General features: G+C 43.1%; 15 protein-coding genes, 3 rRNA genes and 1 riboswitch. Of the genes, 14 read left to right on the top strand and 4 right to left on the bottom strand.

What is annotated here, in order from left to right; all coding sequences use genetic code 11:
• Window positions 1-169: 169 nt before the first annotated feature.
• From NAF01_RS16470 to NAF01_RS16460, 3 genes are all read left to right on the top strand, one after another.
• A complete protein-coding gene (locus NAF01_RS16470) occupies window positions 170-1624 on the top strand; it encodes a degradosome RNA helicase CshA (protein ID WP_048011444.1) in 1455 nt (484 codons plus the stop codon).
• Window positions 1625-1763: 139 nt separating this feature from the next.
• Complete coding sequence (locus NAF01_RS16465) at window positions 1764-1964, top strand: cold-shock protein (RefSeq protein WP_009332506.1); 201 nt, start codon at window positions 1764-1766, stop codon at window positions 1962-1964.
• A gap of 100 nt (window positions 1965-2064) precedes the next feature.
• Window positions 2065-2562, top strand: coding sequence for a metallophosphoesterase family protein (locus NAF01_RS16460; RefSeq protein ID WP_227888333.1), 498 nt, complete (start codon window positions 2065-2067; stop codon window positions 2560-2562).
• Between the two features lie 7 nt (window positions 2563-2569).
• Here the strand turns inward: NAF01_RS16460 and NAF01_RS16455 are convergent, their stop codons facing one another.
• A complete protein-coding gene (locus NAF01_RS16455) occupies window positions 2570-3415 on the bottom strand; it encodes a GNAT family N-acetyltransferase (RefSeq protein ID WP_048011445.1) in 846 nt (281 codons plus the stop codon).
• A gap of 156 nt (window positions 3416-3571) precedes the next feature.
• Between NAF01_RS16455 and NAF01_RS16450 the strand changes: the two genes are divergently transcribed.
• Entirely contained in the window at window positions 3572-3964 is a 393-nt protein-coding gene (locus NAF01_RS16450) for a hypothetical protein (protein ID WP_048011446.1), read from the top strand.
• Between the two features lie 30 nt (window positions 3965-3994).
• Here NAF01_RS16450 and NAF01_RS16445 read toward each other — a convergent pair whose 3' ends face one another.
• The gene (locus NAF01_RS16445; RefSeq protein ID WP_048011447.1) at window positions 3995-4288 is read right to left on the bottom strand and encodes a DUF6509 family protein; all 294 of its coding nucleotides are present in this window, start codon (window positions 4286-4288) and stop codon (window positions 3995-3997) included.
• Between the two features lie 274 nt (window positions 4289-4562).
• Between NAF01_RS16445 and NAF01_RS16440 the strand changes: the two genes are divergently transcribed.
• The 5 genes from NAF01_RS16440 to rrf all read left to right on the top strand — a co-directional run bounded on the left by NAF01_RS16440 (window position 4563) and on the right by rrf (window position 11065).
• Window positions 4563-4772 carry a cold-shock protein gene (locus tag NAF01_RS16440; RefSeq protein WP_048011448.1) on the top strand — a complete coding sequence of 70 codons (210 nt, stop codon included), beginning with the start codon at window positions 4563-4565 and terminating at the stop codon, window positions 4770-4772.
• Window positions 4773-4995: 223 nt separating this feature from the next.
• Window positions 4996-5823 carry a hypothetical protein gene (locus NAF01_RS16435; RefSeq protein WP_048011449.1) on the top strand — a complete coding sequence of 276 codons (828 nt, stop codon included), beginning with the start codon at window positions 4996-4998 and terminating at the stop codon, window positions 5821-5823.
• 252 nt (window positions 5824-6075) lie between these two features.
• Window positions 6076-7625: ribosomal RNA gene (locus NAF01_RS16430) — 16S ribosomal RNA — on the top strand.
• A 306-nt stretch (window positions 7626-7931) separates the two neighbouring features.
• Window positions 7932-10867: ribosomal RNA gene (locus NAF01_RS16425) — 23S ribosomal RNA — on the top strand.
• Between the two features lie 81 nt (window positions 10868-10948).
• Window positions 10949-11065, top strand: a 5S ribosomal RNA gene (gene rrf, locus NAF01_RS16420).
• The 16S, 23S and 5S rRNA genes sit together here, the layout of an rRNA operon.
• A 129-nt stretch (window positions 11066-11194) precedes the next feature.
• Here the strand turns inward: rrf and NAF01_RS16415 are convergent.
• On the bottom strand, window positions 11195-11818 hold the full coding sequence (locus tag NAF01_RS16415; RefSeq protein ID WP_048011338.1) for a LysE family transporter: 624 nt from the start codon (window positions 11816-11818) through the stop codon (window positions 11195-11197).
• A 209-nt stretch (window positions 11819-12027) separates the two neighbouring features.
• Here NAF01_RS16415 and NAF01_RS16410 point away from each other — a divergent pair, with 209 nt between their 5' ends.
• Window positions 12028-12207, top strand: a complete 180-nt coding sequence (locus tag NAF01_RS16410) for an H-type small acid-soluble spore protein (RefSeq protein ID WP_048011339.1) — start codon at window positions 12028-12030, stop codon at window positions 12205-12207.
• A gap of 36 nt (window positions 12208-12243) precedes the next feature.
• Here NAF01_RS16410 and NAF01_RS16405 read toward each other — a convergent pair whose 3' ends face one another.
• Entirely contained in the window at window positions 12244-12393 is a 150-nt protein-coding gene (locus tag NAF01_RS16405; protein WP_197087756.1) for a hypothetical protein, read from the bottom strand.
• Window positions 12394-12558: 165 nt separating this feature from the next.
• Here NAF01_RS16405 and NAF01_RS16400 point away from each other — a divergent pair, with 165 nt between their 5' ends.
• The 4 genes from NAF01_RS16400 (at window position 12559) to NAF01_RS16385 (ending at window position 18527) form a co-directional block, all read left to right on the top strand.
• Window positions 12559-12900, top strand: a complete 342-nt coding sequence (locus NAF01_RS16400) for a metal-sensitive transcriptional regulator (protein ID WP_048011340.1) — start codon at window positions 12559-12561, stop codon at window positions 12898-12900.
• Window positions 12901-12917: 17 nt separating this feature from the next.
• Entirely contained in the window at window positions 12918-13124 is a 207-nt protein-coding gene (copZ, locus tag NAF01_RS16395; protein ID WP_197217025.1) for a copper chaperone CopZ, read from the top strand.
• A gap of 148 nt (window positions 13125-13272) precedes the next feature.
• Window positions 13273-15708, top strand: coding sequence for a heavy metal translocating P-type ATPase (locus NAF01_RS16390; protein ID WP_250800804.1), 2436 nt, complete (start codon window positions 13273-13275; stop codon window positions 15706-15708).
• A gap of 268 nt (window positions 15709-15976) precedes the next feature.
• Window positions 15977-16170, top strand: a riboswitch (cobalamin riboswitch).
• A 134-nt stretch (window positions 16171-16304) separates the two neighbouring features.
• On the top strand, window positions 16305-18527 hold the full coding sequence (locus tag NAF01_RS16385) for a ribonucleoside-diphosphate reductase subunit alpha (RefSeq protein WP_222501377.1): 2223 nt from the start codon (window positions 16305-16307) through the stop codon (window positions 18525-18527).
• The last annotated feature ends 2 nt before the right edge of the window (window positions 18528-18529 follow it).

Genomic DNA, 18529 nt, shown 5'->3' with positions numbered 1-18529 from the left:
TCATTTCACCCAATTAAAATTCTTCAATTACAAAAAGTTTAAAATTAGTGCAAACGGAAATGTAAAAAAGAGATGCAAACTGGAAAGCCTAGTAAAGTGTCATTGTCTTTATACAAAAACAGTCTTTCAGTACCTAATAACATATATAATTCAAGGAGGAACACATATTTTGACAACTTTTTCAGATTTTGGCTTAAGTAATGAAATAGTAAAAGCTCTTTCCAATATGGGCTTCGAGGAACCAACACCAATTCAGGCACAGGCGATTCCAATCGGAATGCAGGGGAAGGACATGATCGGCCAGGCGCAGACTGGAACTGGAAAAACCACTGCTTTCGGTGTACCGCTTTTAGAGCAGATTGATTTAAACGAAGGAATTCAAGGCCTTGTCCTTGCTCCAACGAGGGAGCTTGCCGTACAGGTAGCTGAAGAATTAAACCGTATAGGACAGGTAAAAGGTGTCCGGACACTTCCTGTTTACGGCGGTCAGGATATTAGCCGCCAAATACGTGCACTTAAAAAACACCCGCATATCATTGCAGCTACACCAGGAAGATTAATTGACCATATTGAAAGAAAAACAATCCGCTTAAGCAATATCAAAATGGTCGTTCTGGATGAAGCGGATGAAATGCTCAATATGGGATTCATCGAGGATATCGAAAGAATTCTAAGTGAAATTAAAGGGGAGCGCCAAACCCTGCTTTTCTCTGCTACAATGCCGAGAAGAATTCAGACCCTTGCTGAAAAATTCATGCAGGAGCCTGAAATGGTTAAAGTGAAAGCGAAAGAAATGACAGTTAAAAATATTGAACAGTATTATATGGAAACGCATGAAAAACAAAAATTTGATGTGCTTTGCAATCTTCTGGATATCCAATCACCTGAGCTGGCGATTGTATTTGGCAGAACCAAAAAGCGTGTGGATGAAGTGGTGGAAGGACTCATTAAGAGAGGATATTCGGCTGAAGGAATTCATGGCGATATTCCACAGGCGAAAAGAGATCAGGTAATCCGCCGATTTAAAGAGCAGACAATCGATATTATGGTGGCGACTGATGTTGCTGCCCGAGGCCTTGATATTTCAGGCGTCTCCCATGTTTATAACTTCGATATCCCGCAGGATCCTGAAAGCTATGTTCACCGGATTGGACGTACAGGCCGTGCTGGAAACAAGGGGCTTGCGATTACATTCGTTTCTCCAAGAGAAATTGACCACCTGAAAATAATTGAAAATGTTACAAAGAGTAAGATGGCGAAAAAGCCTGTTCCTTCCTTTAAGGATGTTGTTGCAGGCAATCAGCAGGCGACTATTAATAAACTTATGGAAGTTATTGAAAAAGAAGAATATGCAGACTTCAAGAGAGTGGCGGAAAATCTTCTTGAAGATACAGATTCTGTTACTTTGCTTGCTGCAGCCTTTAAATTGCTGACTAAAGGTCCTGATGTAACACCGGTTAAATTAACTGCGGTCGAACCTATCCGTGTCAGAAAACCTAAAGGTGATCGCGGAGGAAGAAGATTCAGCGACAGATCCAGAGGCGGCGGACGCGATAGAAGAGATTTTAAAGGCGGCCGGGACAGACGGAGCAGTAAGCCGCGCAGCAATAGCAATAAGGGGTAATGCGGCCTGAATAGCGAAAAAAAGATTTTTTTCACTGCTTTTTGAATTTTTTATTATAAAAATTGAAGTTTTTACCCATATTAGTAAATGCAGGGTAATTAATCACTCTGTGAGTTATTGATATTAGGAGGAAATTTACATGGCAACAGGCAAAGTAAAATGGTTTAACTCAGAAAAAGGTTTTGGTTTTATCGAAGTTGAAGGCGGAGAAGATGTATTTGTTCATTACTCTGCAATCCAGACAGAAGGTTTCAAAACCCTTGATGAAGGCCAGGAAGTTAACTTTGACATAGAGCAGGGCCAGCGTGGACCGCAAGCTGTAAATGTAACAAAGTTATAATGATTTAAAAGAGAGTCCCTTGATGGGGGCTCTCTTTTAATTTTTGGAGTAAAATAAGGGGTAAATAAGGTATAACAGTAAGGAGAAAGGGCTGATAGTGATTAGAATCCTCATTTTATCCGATACCCATATGCCAAAGAAATCAAAACATCTCCCAGGAGTATTGCTGGATGAACTGAACGGCTGTGACTTAATTATTCATGCAGGGGATTGGCAGAGCATCAAACTTTATGAGGAATTAAAGAAACGTGCGCCGGTTGAGGGAGTATATGGAAATACTGACAATGATGAACTTTGCGCTATTTTGAAGGAAAAAATTCTGCTTGAAATAAAAGGTTTTAAAATAGGTGTTGTCCATGGGCATGGGAAGGGGAAAACAACTGAAAAAAGAAGTATTGAGGCTTTCGATGATGAAGAAGTTGATGCACTAATTTTCGGGCATTCACATATTCCGGTTAAGAAACATCATAATGGGATTATTCTTTTTAACCCCGGGTCTCCAACTGACAAGCGCAGGCAGCCGAACTATTCGTTCGGCATCCTGGAAATTACAGATGAGTTAATATTTAATCATGTTTTTTTCGATTCAAAGGAATAATACCTCATTAAATCTTAATTGTATTAAGGTCATATTCATAATAATCCTGTGTGCCGTACGATTCGAAGCCGCATGATTTGTATAATGCTAGAGCATGGTCATTTTCTGCAGCGACTTCAAGACGCACCCAGCTGATTCCCTTGCTGTACTGATGGTTAACAGCATTAGTGAGGGTGCTCCTGCCGATTCCTTTTCCCTGAAATAAAGGATCGACAGCAAAGCCGTAAATCCAGGCAGCATCTTCTTCTATTTGAATCCTGATTTTGCCGGACTTTACGCCTTTGTATTCAATTATAAATGTCTTCTCATTTTCGCTGGTAAAGGTATTATTATTAAACGCCGCTGCCTCTTCTTTTGGAACATCAAAGCATACTGTGTCCAGATGATTAATGAAATCCAGGTCACTGCTCACTGCTTCCTTCAGGGTTACTTCCTGGTTTATTGTTCCGATTTCCTTGCTTTTATGGCGTTTCATTTGATACTCGGAGAAAGAATAGCTGCAAGGCAATGACTTTATAAAACCTTTCGCAGATTCAGAAGAGGCTGGTGCATTAATAAGCAATTTGCTTGCCTGAGTCAATTGTTTTACCGCTTCATTGAACAGACTGCAGAAGATGCCCTTGCGTCTATGATCCGGATGGACCATTCCGCATAATTCCACCGGGCCTCCGAAACTATAAAGAGCAAGGTACCCCAATAATTTTCCGTTTTTATTATAATGGAAATAGTCATGTTTCTCATCCGCGGGTCTCGATCTCAAAGTATCCCAATTTAATTTTAATTCGATATTCTCTGTCTCTTCGCATATTTGCTGCAGAGAACGAATATCGTCTAATTGTTTTTTTGTCAGCAATCAGGCGGCCTCCTGTATAAAAAATTGATAAACCAATAATATAAGAAAACAGTTCAAACGAATAGACCTAAAATTGAATTCGTTTGAGTGCTGATTGAAATTATGTTAATAAATATAGCAATATGTTAGGATTGTATGAATTAAGGGGGAGATTGAATGAAAAATTTCACAGTGAAGTTCCATAAGGAAGACAATATACAGCAAATGGTTGTCCAGAAGCTGAATGAAAATGACTTTGAGCAATATACAGAAGGCGGAACAAGGCATTTATTTGAATTGAACTCAAATGTGGGCTATTTTATATTTTTTGATGCTGTCGACAAGGAAGGTAAAGAGTCTTACATGGTTCTGCAATATGAAGGGGAATCGGAAGAACCCAGTGCGTGCTATGCTTTTGAATTAAAAGACTTCTACCAATTCACAGCTCTTTATCTGAATGACCTGGATTTTAATGAAGGAAATAATGTGGACAGGGAAGAATCTTATACACCTATACAGCATTTAGCGCATCTCATGTATCACATTATTGAAGAGGGAAAGGGGATTTAAATATAGTAAAAGAGCAGGGGAACCCTGCTCTTATTCTTCTGCCTGGGAAAGGTTGTCCCGGCAGAAAGCTGAAATTGTTTTTTCTTCATCCTCGTCTAAAGCGAAATCCAAAACTGTTCCAGAACTGCCTTCAACAAAATGATAATTGAGAATTCTCTCGTCTTCTCCATTTTTAAAATAAAGCACTCTTAGCCTAATGCCATTCTCTGAATATAACTCATCTTCTTCATCCACATCAATATCTAAAAAGAATTCGTAGCGGTCACCTGTTAAAATGCCAGTAGGATCCTGTATGTACTCAACAGTATAACTTGTAATATTCATGGTCTTCACCCTTTCTATCGCTGCTGTACATGTCATTATACACTTTTCCCGGATTGGGTTAATAGTATTTAACAATTTTTTGATGTTTCAATGATTATAGCTGCGGGTTTAGAACTTTTTGACAGAAGCTTTTAAATATGTTATACTATTTTTAGTTAAAAGAATATAATATTGCCCTTAAACACTTGTTATATAGAGCCAGTGGTTCGTCACTTTATATAGCAAGTGATTTTTATTTTGGGTAAGGGTCTTACTCTTTGGGAGGTGCCTGTATATGGCAATGGGATTTGGCAGAAAAAACATGGAAGAAATCAAGGTTGAAGAAGTGAAAATTTGGGAGTGCACATCTGAGTCCTGCAACTGCTGGGTAAGAGACAACTTCAAAAGCAGCCAGGTGCCTCTTTGTCCGATTTGCAAAAGTGAAATGAAAGAAACGACTAAAGAATTGCAAGTCGTTAACAATAACAGCATATTTTCTAAATAGTTGCAAGGGCGATCTAAAAATCGCCCTTTTATTTTTTGCATAATAAATTAAGAGTAAGTCTCGACTAAAATACTTTCTCATTTGTATATTTGTTCCGCAGACAGCTCTTGGATTCGGATATTACGTTTTTTTATTAACAATTTTGTTGTTCCAGGGAGAAGTATATGTTTGTCCGAGATGAACAAAATAATGGAAACGAGCGAAAAAAACTGGATGTGGAAGAATGTCAAATTTGCTTTGGTTTCTTGGGTTAGTGCTCATTAGCGTGGGTCTTATTTATATAACTTATAAGAAAACAGACTTTCGTTTTAATCTGGCTGTTTATTTCTTTATTATGGGACTTTCTTTTTTAATGGAATATATCGTATTGATTTTAGGTGACGCTTACTCCTATTATCCGAATTTCTTTTCAATCCGTTGGTATGATGATGTTTTTGGTTCAAGTATTTCACAGGCTTTTTTTATTCCCAGTGTTTTGATGACTATAGCGGCTTTTAGAATCCCGTTCAAGTGGATCATTTTAATAATAGCCTCCATTTATGGAATAGAAGAGCTATTTCTGTGGCTTGGCATCTATGAACATAACTGGTGGAAATCCTGGTTTACCCCGGTAATATTGTTCGCGTCTGTCTTTGTTATAAAATGGTGGAGGAATAGAGTCGAAGACCCATCTTTTTTTATTCAATATATTACTGTGTATATGGCTATTACCACAATCTTTCAAGGAATCTCTTTTGGTTTGACTGCTATCGTGGGCTCTCATCATTATAAAGTCGGATGGTTTGATTCTCCTTATCAGGACCATGTAGCTTTCAGTGTTCTGATATGGATTATTTATGCCCTGCTGCTGACCATTGTTATAATAAAATTTTATCGGTTTAAATGGCTTGTATTATTATTTATTGCTGATTTTGCATTCCATATCATTATGGAAAAGATGGACATCTTAGTAATAAACTCTTATTGGAATCCTGTATTCTTTAGTGTGATACTTATGCTTTTACTCATGCTCATCAGGAAGTTAAATCATTATATGTTCCCATCGTTTTAAATTGGAATAATGTACCATGCATAAACGGTTGACCTGGAACATGGACGATGCTATTATTTAAGAACAGCTTTCGCAAAACATATTTTAAAAGTAATTTTTAAATTCTGTTGACATTGGAAGTTGTAAATAGTATTATAATAAAGTTGCTTTAAGAGATAGTGACTGATTGATCTTTGAAAACTGAACGAACAGAAACGTCAACGTTTAAATCATTAGTCTTTTTCGAAAAGACAAACGAGCTTAATCAACTCTTATATGGAGAGTTTGATCCTGGCTCAGGACGAACGCTGGCGGCGTGCCTAATACATGCAAGTCGAGCGGACTTCAGAGAGCTTGCTCCCTGAAGTCAGCGGCGGACGGGTGAGTAACACGTGGGCAACCTGCCTGTAAGACTGGGATAACTCCGGGAAACCGGGGCTAATACCGGATAACTCTTTTCCTCACATGTGGAAAAGCTGAAAGATGGTTTCGGCTATCACTTACAGATGGGCCCGCGGCGCATTAGCTAGTTGGTGAGGTAACGGCTCACCAAGGCCACGATGCGTAGCCGACCTGAGAGGGTGATCGGCCACACTGGGACTGAGACACGGCCCAGACTCCTACGGGAGGCAGCAGTAGGGAATCTTCCGCAATGGACGAAAGTCTGACGGAGCAACGCCGCGTGAGTGATGAAGGTTTTCGGATCGTAAAACTCTGTTGTCAGGGAAGAACAAGTACCGGAGTAACTGCCGGTACCTTGACGGTACCTGACCAGAAAGCCACGGCTAACTACGTGCCAGCAGCCGCGGTAATACGTAGGTGGCAAGCGTTGTCCGGAATTATTGGGCGTAAAGCGCGCGCAGGCGGTTCCTTAAGTCTGATGTGAAAGCCCCCGGCTCAACCGGGGAGGGTCATTGGAAACTGGGGAACTTGAGTGCAGAAGAGAAGAGTGGAATTCCACGTGTAGCGGTGAAATGCGTAGAGATGTGGAGGAACACCAGTGGCGAAGGCGACTCTTTGGTCTGTAACTGACGCTGAGGCGCGAAAGCGTGGGGAGCAAACAGGATTAGATACCCTGGTAGTCCACGCCGTAAACGATGAGTGCTAAGTGTTAGAGGGTTTCCGCCCTTTAGTGCTGCAGCAAACGCATTAAGCACTCCGCCTGGGGAGTACGGCCGCAAGGCTGAAACTCAAAGGAATTGACGGGGGCCCGCACAAGCGGTGGAGCATGTGGTTTAATTCGAAGCAACGCGAAGAACCTTACCAGGTCTTGACATCTCCTGACAACCCTAGAGATAGGGCGTTCCCCTTCGGGGGACAGGATGACAGGTGGTGCATGGTTGTCGTCAGCTCGTGTCGTGAGATGTTGGGTTAAGTCCCGCAACGAGCGCAACCCTTGATCTTAGTTGCCAGCATTCAGTTGGGCACTCTAAGGTGACTGCCGGTGACAAACCGGAGGAAGGTGGGGATGACGTCAAATCATCATGCCCCTTATGACCTGGGCTACACACGTGCTACAATGGATGGTACAAAGGGCTGCAAGACCGCGAGGTTAAGCGAATCCCATAAAACCATTCTCAGTTCGGATTGCAGGCTGCAACTCGCCTGCATGAAGCCGGAATCGCTAGTAATCGCGGATCAGCATGCCGCGGTGAATACGTTCCCGGGCCTTGTACACACCGCCCGTCACACCACGAGAGTTTGTAACACCCGAAGTCGGTGGGGTAACCTTTTGGAGCCAGCCGCCTAAGGTGGGACAGATGATTGGGGTGAAGTCGTAACAAGGTAGCCGTATCGGAAGGTGCGGCTGGATCACCTCCTTTCTAAGGAATATTTACAAGAAACGTGACGTTCTCTGTTCGTTCAGTTTTGAGAGTTCAATCTCTCAATGAAAGATTCGTTCTTTGAAAACTAGATAATGTTAATGAAGAAGCAATAACCGAGTAATCGCCATCTTAGTTTTTTCTCTTATATTTGTTTTAAAACGAAGTAAGAGCACAAACCTGAGGGCAATGAGAAGCAAGAAGATCAAGGAAGCGACCGAACGAGCACCGGAGCGTACGAGAGTACGTGAGGAGCACAGTCACGGAGCTGACGCAGAGATTCGCCGCTTATCATTGGCCGAAGTAGGTTAAGTTAGAAAGGGCGCACGGTGAATGCCTTGGCACTAGGAGCCGATGAAGGACGGTACTAACACCGATATGCTTCGGGGAGCTGTAAGTAAGCTTTGATCCGGAGATTTCCGAATGGGGAAACCCCCTATCCGTAATGGGATAGGATCCTTATCTGAATACATAGGGTATGGAAGGCAGACCCGGGGAACTGAAACATCTAAGTACCCGGAGGAAGAGAAAGCAAACGCGATTCCCTGAGTAGCGGCGAGCGAAACGGGATTAGCCCAAACCAGGAGGCTTGCCTCCTGGGGTTGTAGGACACTCTATACGGAGTTACAAAGGAACGAGGTAAATGAACAGGTCTGGAAAGGCCGGCCAGAGAAGGTAAAAGCCCTGTAGTTGAAACTTCGTTCCCTCCAGAGTGGATCCTGAGTACGGCGGGACACGAGAAATCCCGTCGGAAGCAGGGAGGACCATCTCCCAAGGCTAAATACTCCCTAGTGACCGATAGTGAACCAGTACCGTGAGGGAAAGGTGAAAAGCACCCCGGAAGGGGAGTGAAAGAGATCCTGAAACCGTGTGCCTACAAGTAGTTAGAGCCCGTTAATGGGTGATAGCGTGCCTTTTGTAGAATGAACCGGCGAGTTACGATTACATGCGAGGTTAAGTTGATAAGACGGAGCCGCAGCGAAAGCGAGTCTGAACAGGGCGAATGAGTATGTGGTCGTAGACCCGAAACCAGGTGATCTACCCATGTCCAGGGTGAAGTCCAGGTAACACTGGATGGAGGCCCGAACCCACGCACGTTGAAAAGTGCGGGGATGAGGTGTGGGTAGCGGAGAAATTCCAATCGAACTTGGAGATAGCTGGTTCTCTCCGAAATAGCTTTAGGGCTAGCCTCATGTAGTAAGAGTCTTGGAGGTAGAGCACTGTTTGGACTAGGGGCCCCCATCGGGTTACCGAATTCAGACAAACTCCGAATGCCAAAGACTTATCCATGGGAGTCAGACTGCGAGTGATAAGATCCGTAGTCAAGAGGGAAACAGCCCAGACCACCAGCTAAGGTCCCAAAGTATACGTTAAGTGGAAAAGGATGTGGAGTTGCTTAGACAACCAGGATGTTGGCTTAGAAGCAGCCACCATTTAAAGAGTGCGTAATAGCTCACTGGTCGAGTGACTCCGCGCCGAAAATGTACCGGGGCTAAACGTATCACCGAAGCTGTGGATTGACATCTTTCGATGTCAGTGGTAGGAGAGCGTTCTAAGGGCGTTGAAGCCAGACCGCAAGGACTGGTGGAGCGCTTAGAAGTGAGAATGCCGGTATGAGTAGCGAAAGATGGGTGAGAATCCCATCCACCGAATGCCTAAGGTTTCCTGAGGAAGGCTCGTCCGCTCAGGGTTAGTCGGGACCTAAGCCGAGGCTGAAAAGCGTAGGCGATGGACAACAGGTTGATATTCCTGTACCACCTCTTTACCGTTTGAGCAATGGGGGGACGCAGGAGGATAGGGTAAGCGCGCTGCTGGATTAGCGCGTCCAAGCAGTTAGGCCGGTAACGAGGCAAATCCCGTTACCATACAGGCTGAGCTGTGACGGCGAGGGAAATTTAGTACCGAAGTTCCTGATTCCACACTGCCAAGAAAAGCCTCTAGCGAGGGAAAAGGTGCCCGTACCGCAAACCGACACAGGTAGGCGAGGAGAGAATCCTAAGGTGAGCGAGAGAACTCTCGTTAAGGAACTCGGCAAAATGACCCCGTAACTTCGGGAGAAGGGGTGCTCATTAGGGTGAATAGCCCTGATGAGCCGCAGTGAATAGGCCCAGGCGACTGTTTAGCAAAAACACAGGTCTCTGCGAAGCCGCAAGGCGAAGTATAGGGGCTGACGCCTGCCCGGTGCTGGAAGGTTAAGAGGAGAGGTTAGCGCAAGCGAAGCTTTGAATCGAAGCCCCAGTAAACGGCGGCCGTAACTATAACGGTCCTAAGGTAGCGAAATTCCTTGTCGGGTAAGTTCCGACCCGCACGAAAGGCGTAACGATCTGGGCACTGTCTCAACGAGAGACTCGGTGAAATTATAGTACCTGTGAAGATGCAGGTTACCCGCGACAGGACGGAAAGACCCCGTGGAGCTTTACTGTAGCCTGATATTGAATTTTGGTACAGCTTGTACAGGATAGGTAGGAGCCTGAGAAGCCGGAGCGCCAGCTTCGGTGGAGGCGTCGGTGGGATACTACCCTGGCTGTATTGAAATTCTAACCCGCGCCCCTGATCGGGGCGGGAGACAGTGTCAGGTGGGCAGTTTGACTGGGGCGGTCGCCTCCTAAAAAGTAACGGAGGCGCCCAAAGGTTCCCTCAGAATGGTTGGAAATCATTCGCAGAGTGTAAAGGCACAAGGGAGCTTGACTGCGAGACCTACAAGTCGAGCAGGGACGAAAGTCGGGCTTAGTGATCCGGTGGTTCCGCATGGAAGGGCCATCGCTCAACGGATAAAAGCTACCCCGGGGATAACAGGCTTATCTCCCCCAAGAGTCCACATCGACGGGGAGGTTTGGCACCTCGATGTCGGCTCATCGCATCCTGGGGCTGTAGTCGGTCCCAAGGGTTGGGCTGTTCGCCCATTAAAGCGGTACGCGAGCTGGGTTCAGAACGTCGTGAGACAGTTCGGTCCCTATCCGTCGTGGGCGCAGGAAATTTGAGAGGAGCTGTCCTTAGTACGAGAGGACCGGGATGGACGCACCGCTGGTGTACCAGTTGTCTTGCCAAAGGCATCGCTGGGTAGCTATGTGCGGAAGGGATAAGTGCTGAAAGCATCTAAGCATGAAGCCCCCCTCGAGATGAGATTTCCCATAGCGTCAAGCTAGTAAGATCCCTGAAAGATGATCAGGTTGATAGGTCAGAGGTGGAAGCGTGGCGACATGTGGAGCTGACTGATACTAATCGATCGAGGACTTAACCAAGTCATATATGGTTATTACTCGGCAAATACTTCTTCATACATTATCTAGTTTTGAGGGAACGAAGTTTCTTCTATTACATAGTCCGGTGGCGATAGCGAGAAGGTCACACCCGTTCCCATACCGAACACGGAAGTTAAGCTTCTCAGCGCCGATGGTAGTTGGGGGCTGTCCCCCTGTGAGAGTAGGACGCTGCCGGGCAAATGAAAGAGCACCTGATGGGTGCTCTTTTTTATGTGTAAAGCTAGATTAACTCCGAACTTGCCAGTAATACCAATTTAACTGCAACCCAGTTCAAAGACACCTTGTCCGAATGGATGGAATATGTATTTAAAACAAAAGTTTATAAGCCTGCAATCCAAAATATATACCAAAGCCAATCAAAGATATTCCAGATACAATTGAAATAATAGCGAGAATCTTTCCGGTTAAAAATCTTCTAAAGCTGCTGGCGACGGCTGCCATAGTTACATCCCAGAGAAGAAGGCCTGTAAAAATCGCTCCACTGTATAAAATAACTTGGGCCTTGTCATACTCAGCTGCTGTTTTTGCCAGGATGGAACCATAGATGCCGAGCCAAAACAGTATGGTTAAAGGATTTGACAATGACATGAGGAAGCCTGACATAAAGGATTTTACTTTAGATTCATTTTTGGTTCTGACGCTTAATATTACTTTGCCGGCGCTTAATATGGTTTCCACACCTGTATATACCAGGACAAAAAATCCAAAGCACCATAAAAAAGCTTTTATAAATGGAATCTCAAGAAAATGTACTACACCCAAATATACGGCTGCCATATATACTGCATCTGCCGTTATAGCTCCCAGCCCCACAAGCCAGGCGTGGAAAAAACCATTTTTTATCCCTTTATCCAATTGCGCAGCATTTATTGGACCAATTGGCGCTGCAAGCGATAGACCCAAGAAAACATAGCCTAAAAATATGCTCATAAGTGTACAACCCCTAACTGCCAAAACCTGTTTGTACAAAGTGTATTCAGAGTATTGGAAGGATAGGACAACTATTTAATCCTTAGCAACCAGCAGTTTTTGCAATCAGAATGTATTTGGCCCAATAAAACTATTTTACTGAAAAAGCAGGCATAAATTTCTCAACCATGCAAAAAATAAACTGAAAAAAGCAGAGGAGAGTGTTTCTTATGGATGCAAAGCGAGTGAAGCAAATTCTTTCATCATCAGCAGATATCGAAGTAAGATACAATGGTGCTTCCGTGTGGATCGATAAGCTTAATGAAGATGGGAGAACAGCGACAGTACATTTACGCGGCCCGCTTGAAGAAAGGTCCGAGGTGGAAATTGGAGAACTGACTGAATTGTAATATGACATTAAGCCGCCATCACTGGCGGCTTTTCGTCTATATATCCTGATTGGAATCAGTTTCTGAACGTTCATTTAAGTACTTATTCTCAGCAGAAGCAAAGTTTACTGACTGCAGGCTAATTTCTTTGTCAATTCCATACAGATCTTTGCCCGTGTCTTCTAGATTTTCATGCCTTCTATCCACATCATTGACCTCCTTTTTAAAGTGTTTCCGTTAGTATAAACAGAGATTTTCAATAACATGAAAGGGAAATTATACTTAAAAAACTGGAAATTATCCCATTTTGAACTCAAAGCTTTACATAGGGTACCCGGGTATAATATAATTAATACAAAGGAGGCTGATCAAATGGCTTTTGATTTAGAAAATGAGAATTTATCTGCTGACAGCTGCTGTTCAATTGAATCAGAGCGAAAAAGTCATCATTCAGAAAAAGTTAAGAAGAATTTGACTACCCGATTAAATCGGATTGAAGGGCAAATACGCGGGATCAAAGGACTTATTGACAGAGACGTGTATTGTGATGATATCATAACACAAATTTCAGCAACTCAGTCCGCTTTGAATAGCGTAGCCAAGCTATTGCTTGAAGGCCATTTGAAAAGCTGTGTGGTTGAAAGAATCCACGAAGGCGATGAAGAAGTGCTTGATGAATTTTTAATCACAATCCAGAAATTAATGAAAAAATAGTTGGAGGCTGCATTATTATGGAAAACGTAACTTTGAAAGTAAGCGGAATGTCATGCGGACATTGTGTAAAAGCCGTGGAGGGCAGTGTCGGCAAATTAAATGGTGTGGATAAGGTAGCAGTGGACCTTGATAATGGCCAGGTACAGGTTCTATTTGACTCATCTGCAGTTTCACTTGAACAAATTAAAGAAACAATTGACGATCAAGGGTATGATGTAGAGTAATTTAATTGGTAAGGAACGTGTGAATAAAATGCACGTTCTATTTTTTTACAAATTAAGAAATTTGCCTAATTATATTTGATTGACATATAGGGTAGAGGGGTATAGTATATAAGTGTAAGGTACTTCGTTTGATAAAGGAGTGGGAGTTATGGGTGATGCAGCCCTGAAGGAAGTTCACCTTCCGATATCGGGAATGACATGTGCAGCCTGTTCATCTCGAATTGAGAAGGGGCTAAATAAGCTGGATGGTGTCCAGGAAGCAAGTGTCAATCTTGCATTGGAAAAAGCAGCAATAAAATATAATCCGGATGTAACTTCTGTTGAAGCTTTTGAGAAAAAAATTGAGGATCTCGGTTATGCAGTAGTATTGGAAAAAGCAGAGTTCGAATTGCTGGGGATGACATGCGCAGCCTGCTCCGGAAGAATTGAAAAGGGACTTAATAAACTTCCTGGGGTAAAACAGGCTGTGGTCAATTTGGCTCTTGAAACGGGTACTGTTGAATATAATCCCGAGCAAGTCTCCGTCCAGGAAATGATAAAAAAAGTAGAGAATTTAGGGTATCAGGCAAAAGTAAAAACGGATAAAGACCAAGAGATAGAAGGTTATAGGGAGAAGGAAATCGAGAAGCAAAAAGGCAAATTCGTCTTTTCATTAATTCTTTCCATTCCTTTGTTCTGGTCCATGGTGGGACATTTCGAGTTTACATCCTTTATTTACGTTCCCGATATGTTTATGAATCCGTGGGTTCAGCTGGCGCTTGCAGCTCCCGTGCAATTTTTTATAGGGAAGCAATTTTATATCGGAGCGTATAAGGCATTAAGAAATAAAAGTGCCAATATGGATGTACTGGTTGCATTGGGTACTTCTGCCGCTTTTTTCTATAGCTTATACCAATCACTGCTATCAATTGGCAGTAATGGACATATGGTGGAGCTCTATTATGAAACAAGTGCCATCCTTATAACATTAATCATTTTAGGGAAGCTGTTTGAAGCGAGGGCTAAGGGGCGTTCTTCTGAAGCAATCAAAAAGCTTATGGGTCTTCAGGCAAAAACAGCAACTGTCTTGAGGGAAGGGGAAGAAATTGAAATTCCTCTTGAAGAAGTAATTGCTGGAGATATCATATTTGTAAAACCGGGTGAAAAAATTCCGGTCGATGGTGAGATTATCGAGGGACAGTCAGCATTGGATGAATCCATGCTGACGGGGGAAAGCGTACCTGTTGATAAAACAGCAGGCGACACAGTCATCGGATCCACCCTTAATAAAAATGGCTTCCTGAAGATTAAAGCCACTAAAGTTGGAAAAGATACAGCACTGTCACAGATTATTAAAGTAGTTGAAGAAGCGCAAGGTTCCAAGGCGCCCATACAGCGAATGGCAGACAAAATCTCCGGGATATTCGTTCCGATTGTCGTGAGCATAGCAGTGGTTACATTCCTGGTATGGTATTTATGGGTAAGTCCCGGTAATTTTGCAGAAGCACTAGAAAAATTGATTGCCGTCCTGGTGATTGCATGTCCATGTGCCCTGGGCCTGGCTACGCCAACTTCTATTATGGCAGGTTCTGGCCGGGCAGCGGAATATGGAGTTCTTTTTAAAGGCGGGGAGCACCTGGAGCTTACACATGAAATTACTACTGTCGTTCTTGATAAAACCGGAACCGTAACACACGGCAAACCGGTTTTAACGGATGTGATTACGGAAGGCAATATTGAAGAAATGGCATTTCTCCAGCTTGTAGGATCTGCTGAGAAACAGTCTGAGCATCCATTAGCCGAAGCGATTGTAAAAGGAATAAAGGATAAAGGAATCACTCTTTTTTATCCGCAGGAATTTGAAGCTATTCCCGGCTATGGGATTAAAGCAAAAGTGGAAGGTAAAGACCTTCTAGTCGGTACAAGAAGATTAATGGAAAAATACGATATAAATGTCCATTCAGCCAAGCTTGAAATGGAGACACTTGAGGAAAATGGAAAAACGGCAATGCTAGTTGCAGTCGATGGCCAATACGCAGGTATCGTTGCAGTTGCGGATACAATAAAAGAAACTTCCAGAAATGCAATCAATCGCTTAAAGCAATTGGGGATTGAAGTCATTATGATTACGGGAGATAACAAACGTACGGCTCAGGCAATAGCTGAGGAAGGGGGGATAGACTCTGCAATTGCAGAGATTCTGCCTGAAGGCAAGGCAGAAGAAGTAAAAAAACTACAAAACCAAGGAAAAAAAGTCGCCATGGTCGGCGATGGCATAAACGATGCCCCTGCACTTGCTGTTGCTGATATAGGAATGGCGATTGGAACCGGTACAGACGTTGCGATGGAAGCAGCAGATATTACTCTAATGAGAGGGGATCTAAATAGTATCGCAGACGCCATCCTAATGAGTAAAAAAACCATAAGGAATATCAAACAAAATCTTTTCTGGGCATTTGCATACAATACACTTGGCATCCCAGTAGCTGCATTAGGGTTCCTTGCTCCCTGGCTTGCCGGTGCAGCCATGGCTTTCAGCTCCGTATCTGTCGTTTTAAACGCACTTAGATTACAAAGAGTAAAAGTAAGTGAAAAAAACGTTTAATTGGCAGGGGTAAATATAAATGAAGTAATGGGCAGGTGCAGCGATTGCTTACCTGGTGCTTGTAATGGCTGGTTATGCGGCATATGATTCTTTCTGGGCTAAGCCAGAGCCGATACCTCATGATATTGAAATCGAAAATCATGAATAACAAATGACCGGGCAGAGGGAATCCCCCTCTGCCATTTTTCGCAGATTAATAATTGTAATTTATTTCTCGTTATGATAGAATCGACTACAATATATGGTATGTATTTTCAGAAATAAAAACTACATATAGATCGTGATTGGTGTCCTATATGGACTTAATAGGGAATTCGGTGAAAAACCGAAGCTGTCCCCGCAACTGTAAGTGCAGACGAAAAAAGCATGCCACTGTACAAAACGCTTCATAGCGCTAGTATGGGAAGGGCTTTTAGTAGAGTGAAGCACAAGCCAGGAGACCTGCCAGGGCGATCGAAAGTTTCTTATCTTCGGGGATTGAGATGATGAAACGATCGCGTAATGGCCGCTTGTTCATCTGCTTCCTGCTATTATACTATCGTTTGATCCGCTCATTTTCCGGGCGGATTTTTATTTTGCCTTTAGGAGGAAGTAAGATGGTACAAACCATACAGCCGATAATAATTTTAGAAGAACTTAAGAACGAATTTCCACACCTCGGCATTGAACAATTGGTAAAAAGGTATGGAGAAATGAGTCAGCTGGGAGGGGAGGCAATGTATGATCAGCTTATACTGGATTGTTTATCTTTTATCAGCATTGAAGAGCCTGATTGGACGTTTGCCGCTTCACGTCTGCTTCTTAAAAAGCTCTATATCGAGTCCGGAAAAAATAGAGAGTGCCAGCCGGACGATTGCTACACACATTTTTATACGCTAATGGAACGTCTGACCGCTTTGGGAATTTATGAACAGGATTTACTAGATGTGTATTCAAAGGAAGAAATAAATGAGCTATCCCGTTATATTAAAAAAGAAAATGACCGTTTATTTACATATCTGGGGCTGAAAATGTTGGCAGATCGGTATCTTGCCAGGGACAAACAGAGAAAACTCTATGAGCTTCCACAGGAGCGGTTCATGATCATCAGCATGGTTCTGATGAAAAAGGAGCCTAAGAATAAGCGTCTTAAGCTTGTTAAAGAAGCATACTGGGCAATGAGCGGATTGTATATGACTGTTGCAACTCCAACACTCGCTAATGCAGGGAAAAACTGGGGTCAGCTTTCAAGCTGTTTCATTGAGACCGTTGATGACAGTCTTGATTCCATTTATGACAGTAATACCGATATTGCTTCACTTTCCAAAAATGGCGGAGGAATTGGAGTGTATTTGGGGAAGATCCGCAGCAGAGGCAGTGATATTAAAGGATTTAAGGGGGCATCTTCCGGTGTGATCCCCTGGATGAAGCAGCTGAATAACACAGCCGTCAGTGTCGATCAGCTTGGACAAAGGCAGGGTGCTATAAGCGTCTATCTGGATGTCTGGCATAAAGATATCTTCTCGTTTCTTGATGCAAAGCTTAATAATGGAGATGAAAGGCAGCGGACACATGATTTATTCACAGGTGTCTGCATTCCTGACTTATTTATGGAAAAAGTGGAAAGCCGCGGGTACTGGTATTTATTTGATCCCCATGAAGTCCGCAAGGTAATGGGCTTTTCACTGGAGGATTTCTATGACGAAGGAGAAGGAGAAGGTTCTTTCCGGCAGAAATATAAAGAATGCATTGATAACCCGAATCTATCAAGGGAAAAAGTATCAGCTATCGAGATCATGAAATCCATCATGAGAAGTCAGCTTGAAACCGGGACACCCTTCATGTTCTACCGTGATGAGGTTAATCGGAAAAATGCCAATTCGCATTGCGGAATGATTTATTGTACCAACCTTTGCACTGAGATCGTACAAAACCAAAGTGTTACTAAGAGGGTTGAAGAATATACGAGGGATGGGAAAATAATTATCGAAAAACGGCCGGGAGACTTCGTTGTCTGCAATCTTTCATCCATCAATCTTGCACGGGCCTTAAGTGAAGGAGTCCTTGAAAGGCTTGTGCCCATTCAGGTGCGAATGCTTGATAATGTTATTGATATAAATAGTATTCCGGTTCCTCAGGGGCAGATCACAAATCAAAAGTACCGTGCGATTGGACTGGGGACTTTTGGCTGGCACCACCTTCTTGCACTGAAAAAAATCACATGGGAAAGCGAAGAAGCAGAAGAATTTGCTGACAATCTATATGAACAAATTGCTTTTTTAGCGATAAATAGTTCTATGAATCTGGCAAAAGAGAAAGGAAGCTATTCAGCCTTTAAAGGCTCTGATTGGGAAACGGGTGCCTACTTTGAAAAGCGGGGATATCTGGAGGCAAAGACAGAAATGGACTGGACAGGATTGAGCAGGGATGTGAAGGAATTCGGCATCCGAAACGCCTATCTGCTGGCGGTAGCCCCTAATGCTTCAACTGCATTAATTGCAGGAAGCACACCCAGTATTGACCCTATATTTAACAAGCAGTATTCCGAAGAGAAAAAGGATTATCGAATCCCTGTGACTGCACCTGATATTAACAGTGAGACCATCTGGTACTACAAATCTGCCTATCATATTAACCAGGAGTGGAGCATCAGGCAGAATGCAAACAGACAAAAACACATAGATCAGGCTATTTCATTTAATTTCTATATACCTAACCATATTAAAGCTATCGATCTATTAAATCTGCATCTTTCAGCATGGAAGAATAAATTAAAAACAACTTACTACATCCGTTCAACTTCATCAGAGGTTGAAGACTGCGAATCTTGCTCAAGCTAAAG

It is taken from the genome of Cytobacillus firmus, from assembly GCF_023657595.1.
GTDB lineage: Bacteria > Bacillota > Bacilli > Bacillales > Cytobacillaceae > Cytobacillus > Cytobacillus firmus_B.
The sequence above is the reverse complement of the archived record's forward strand: the minus strand, read 5'-3'. Positions and strand labels throughout refer to the sequence as shown.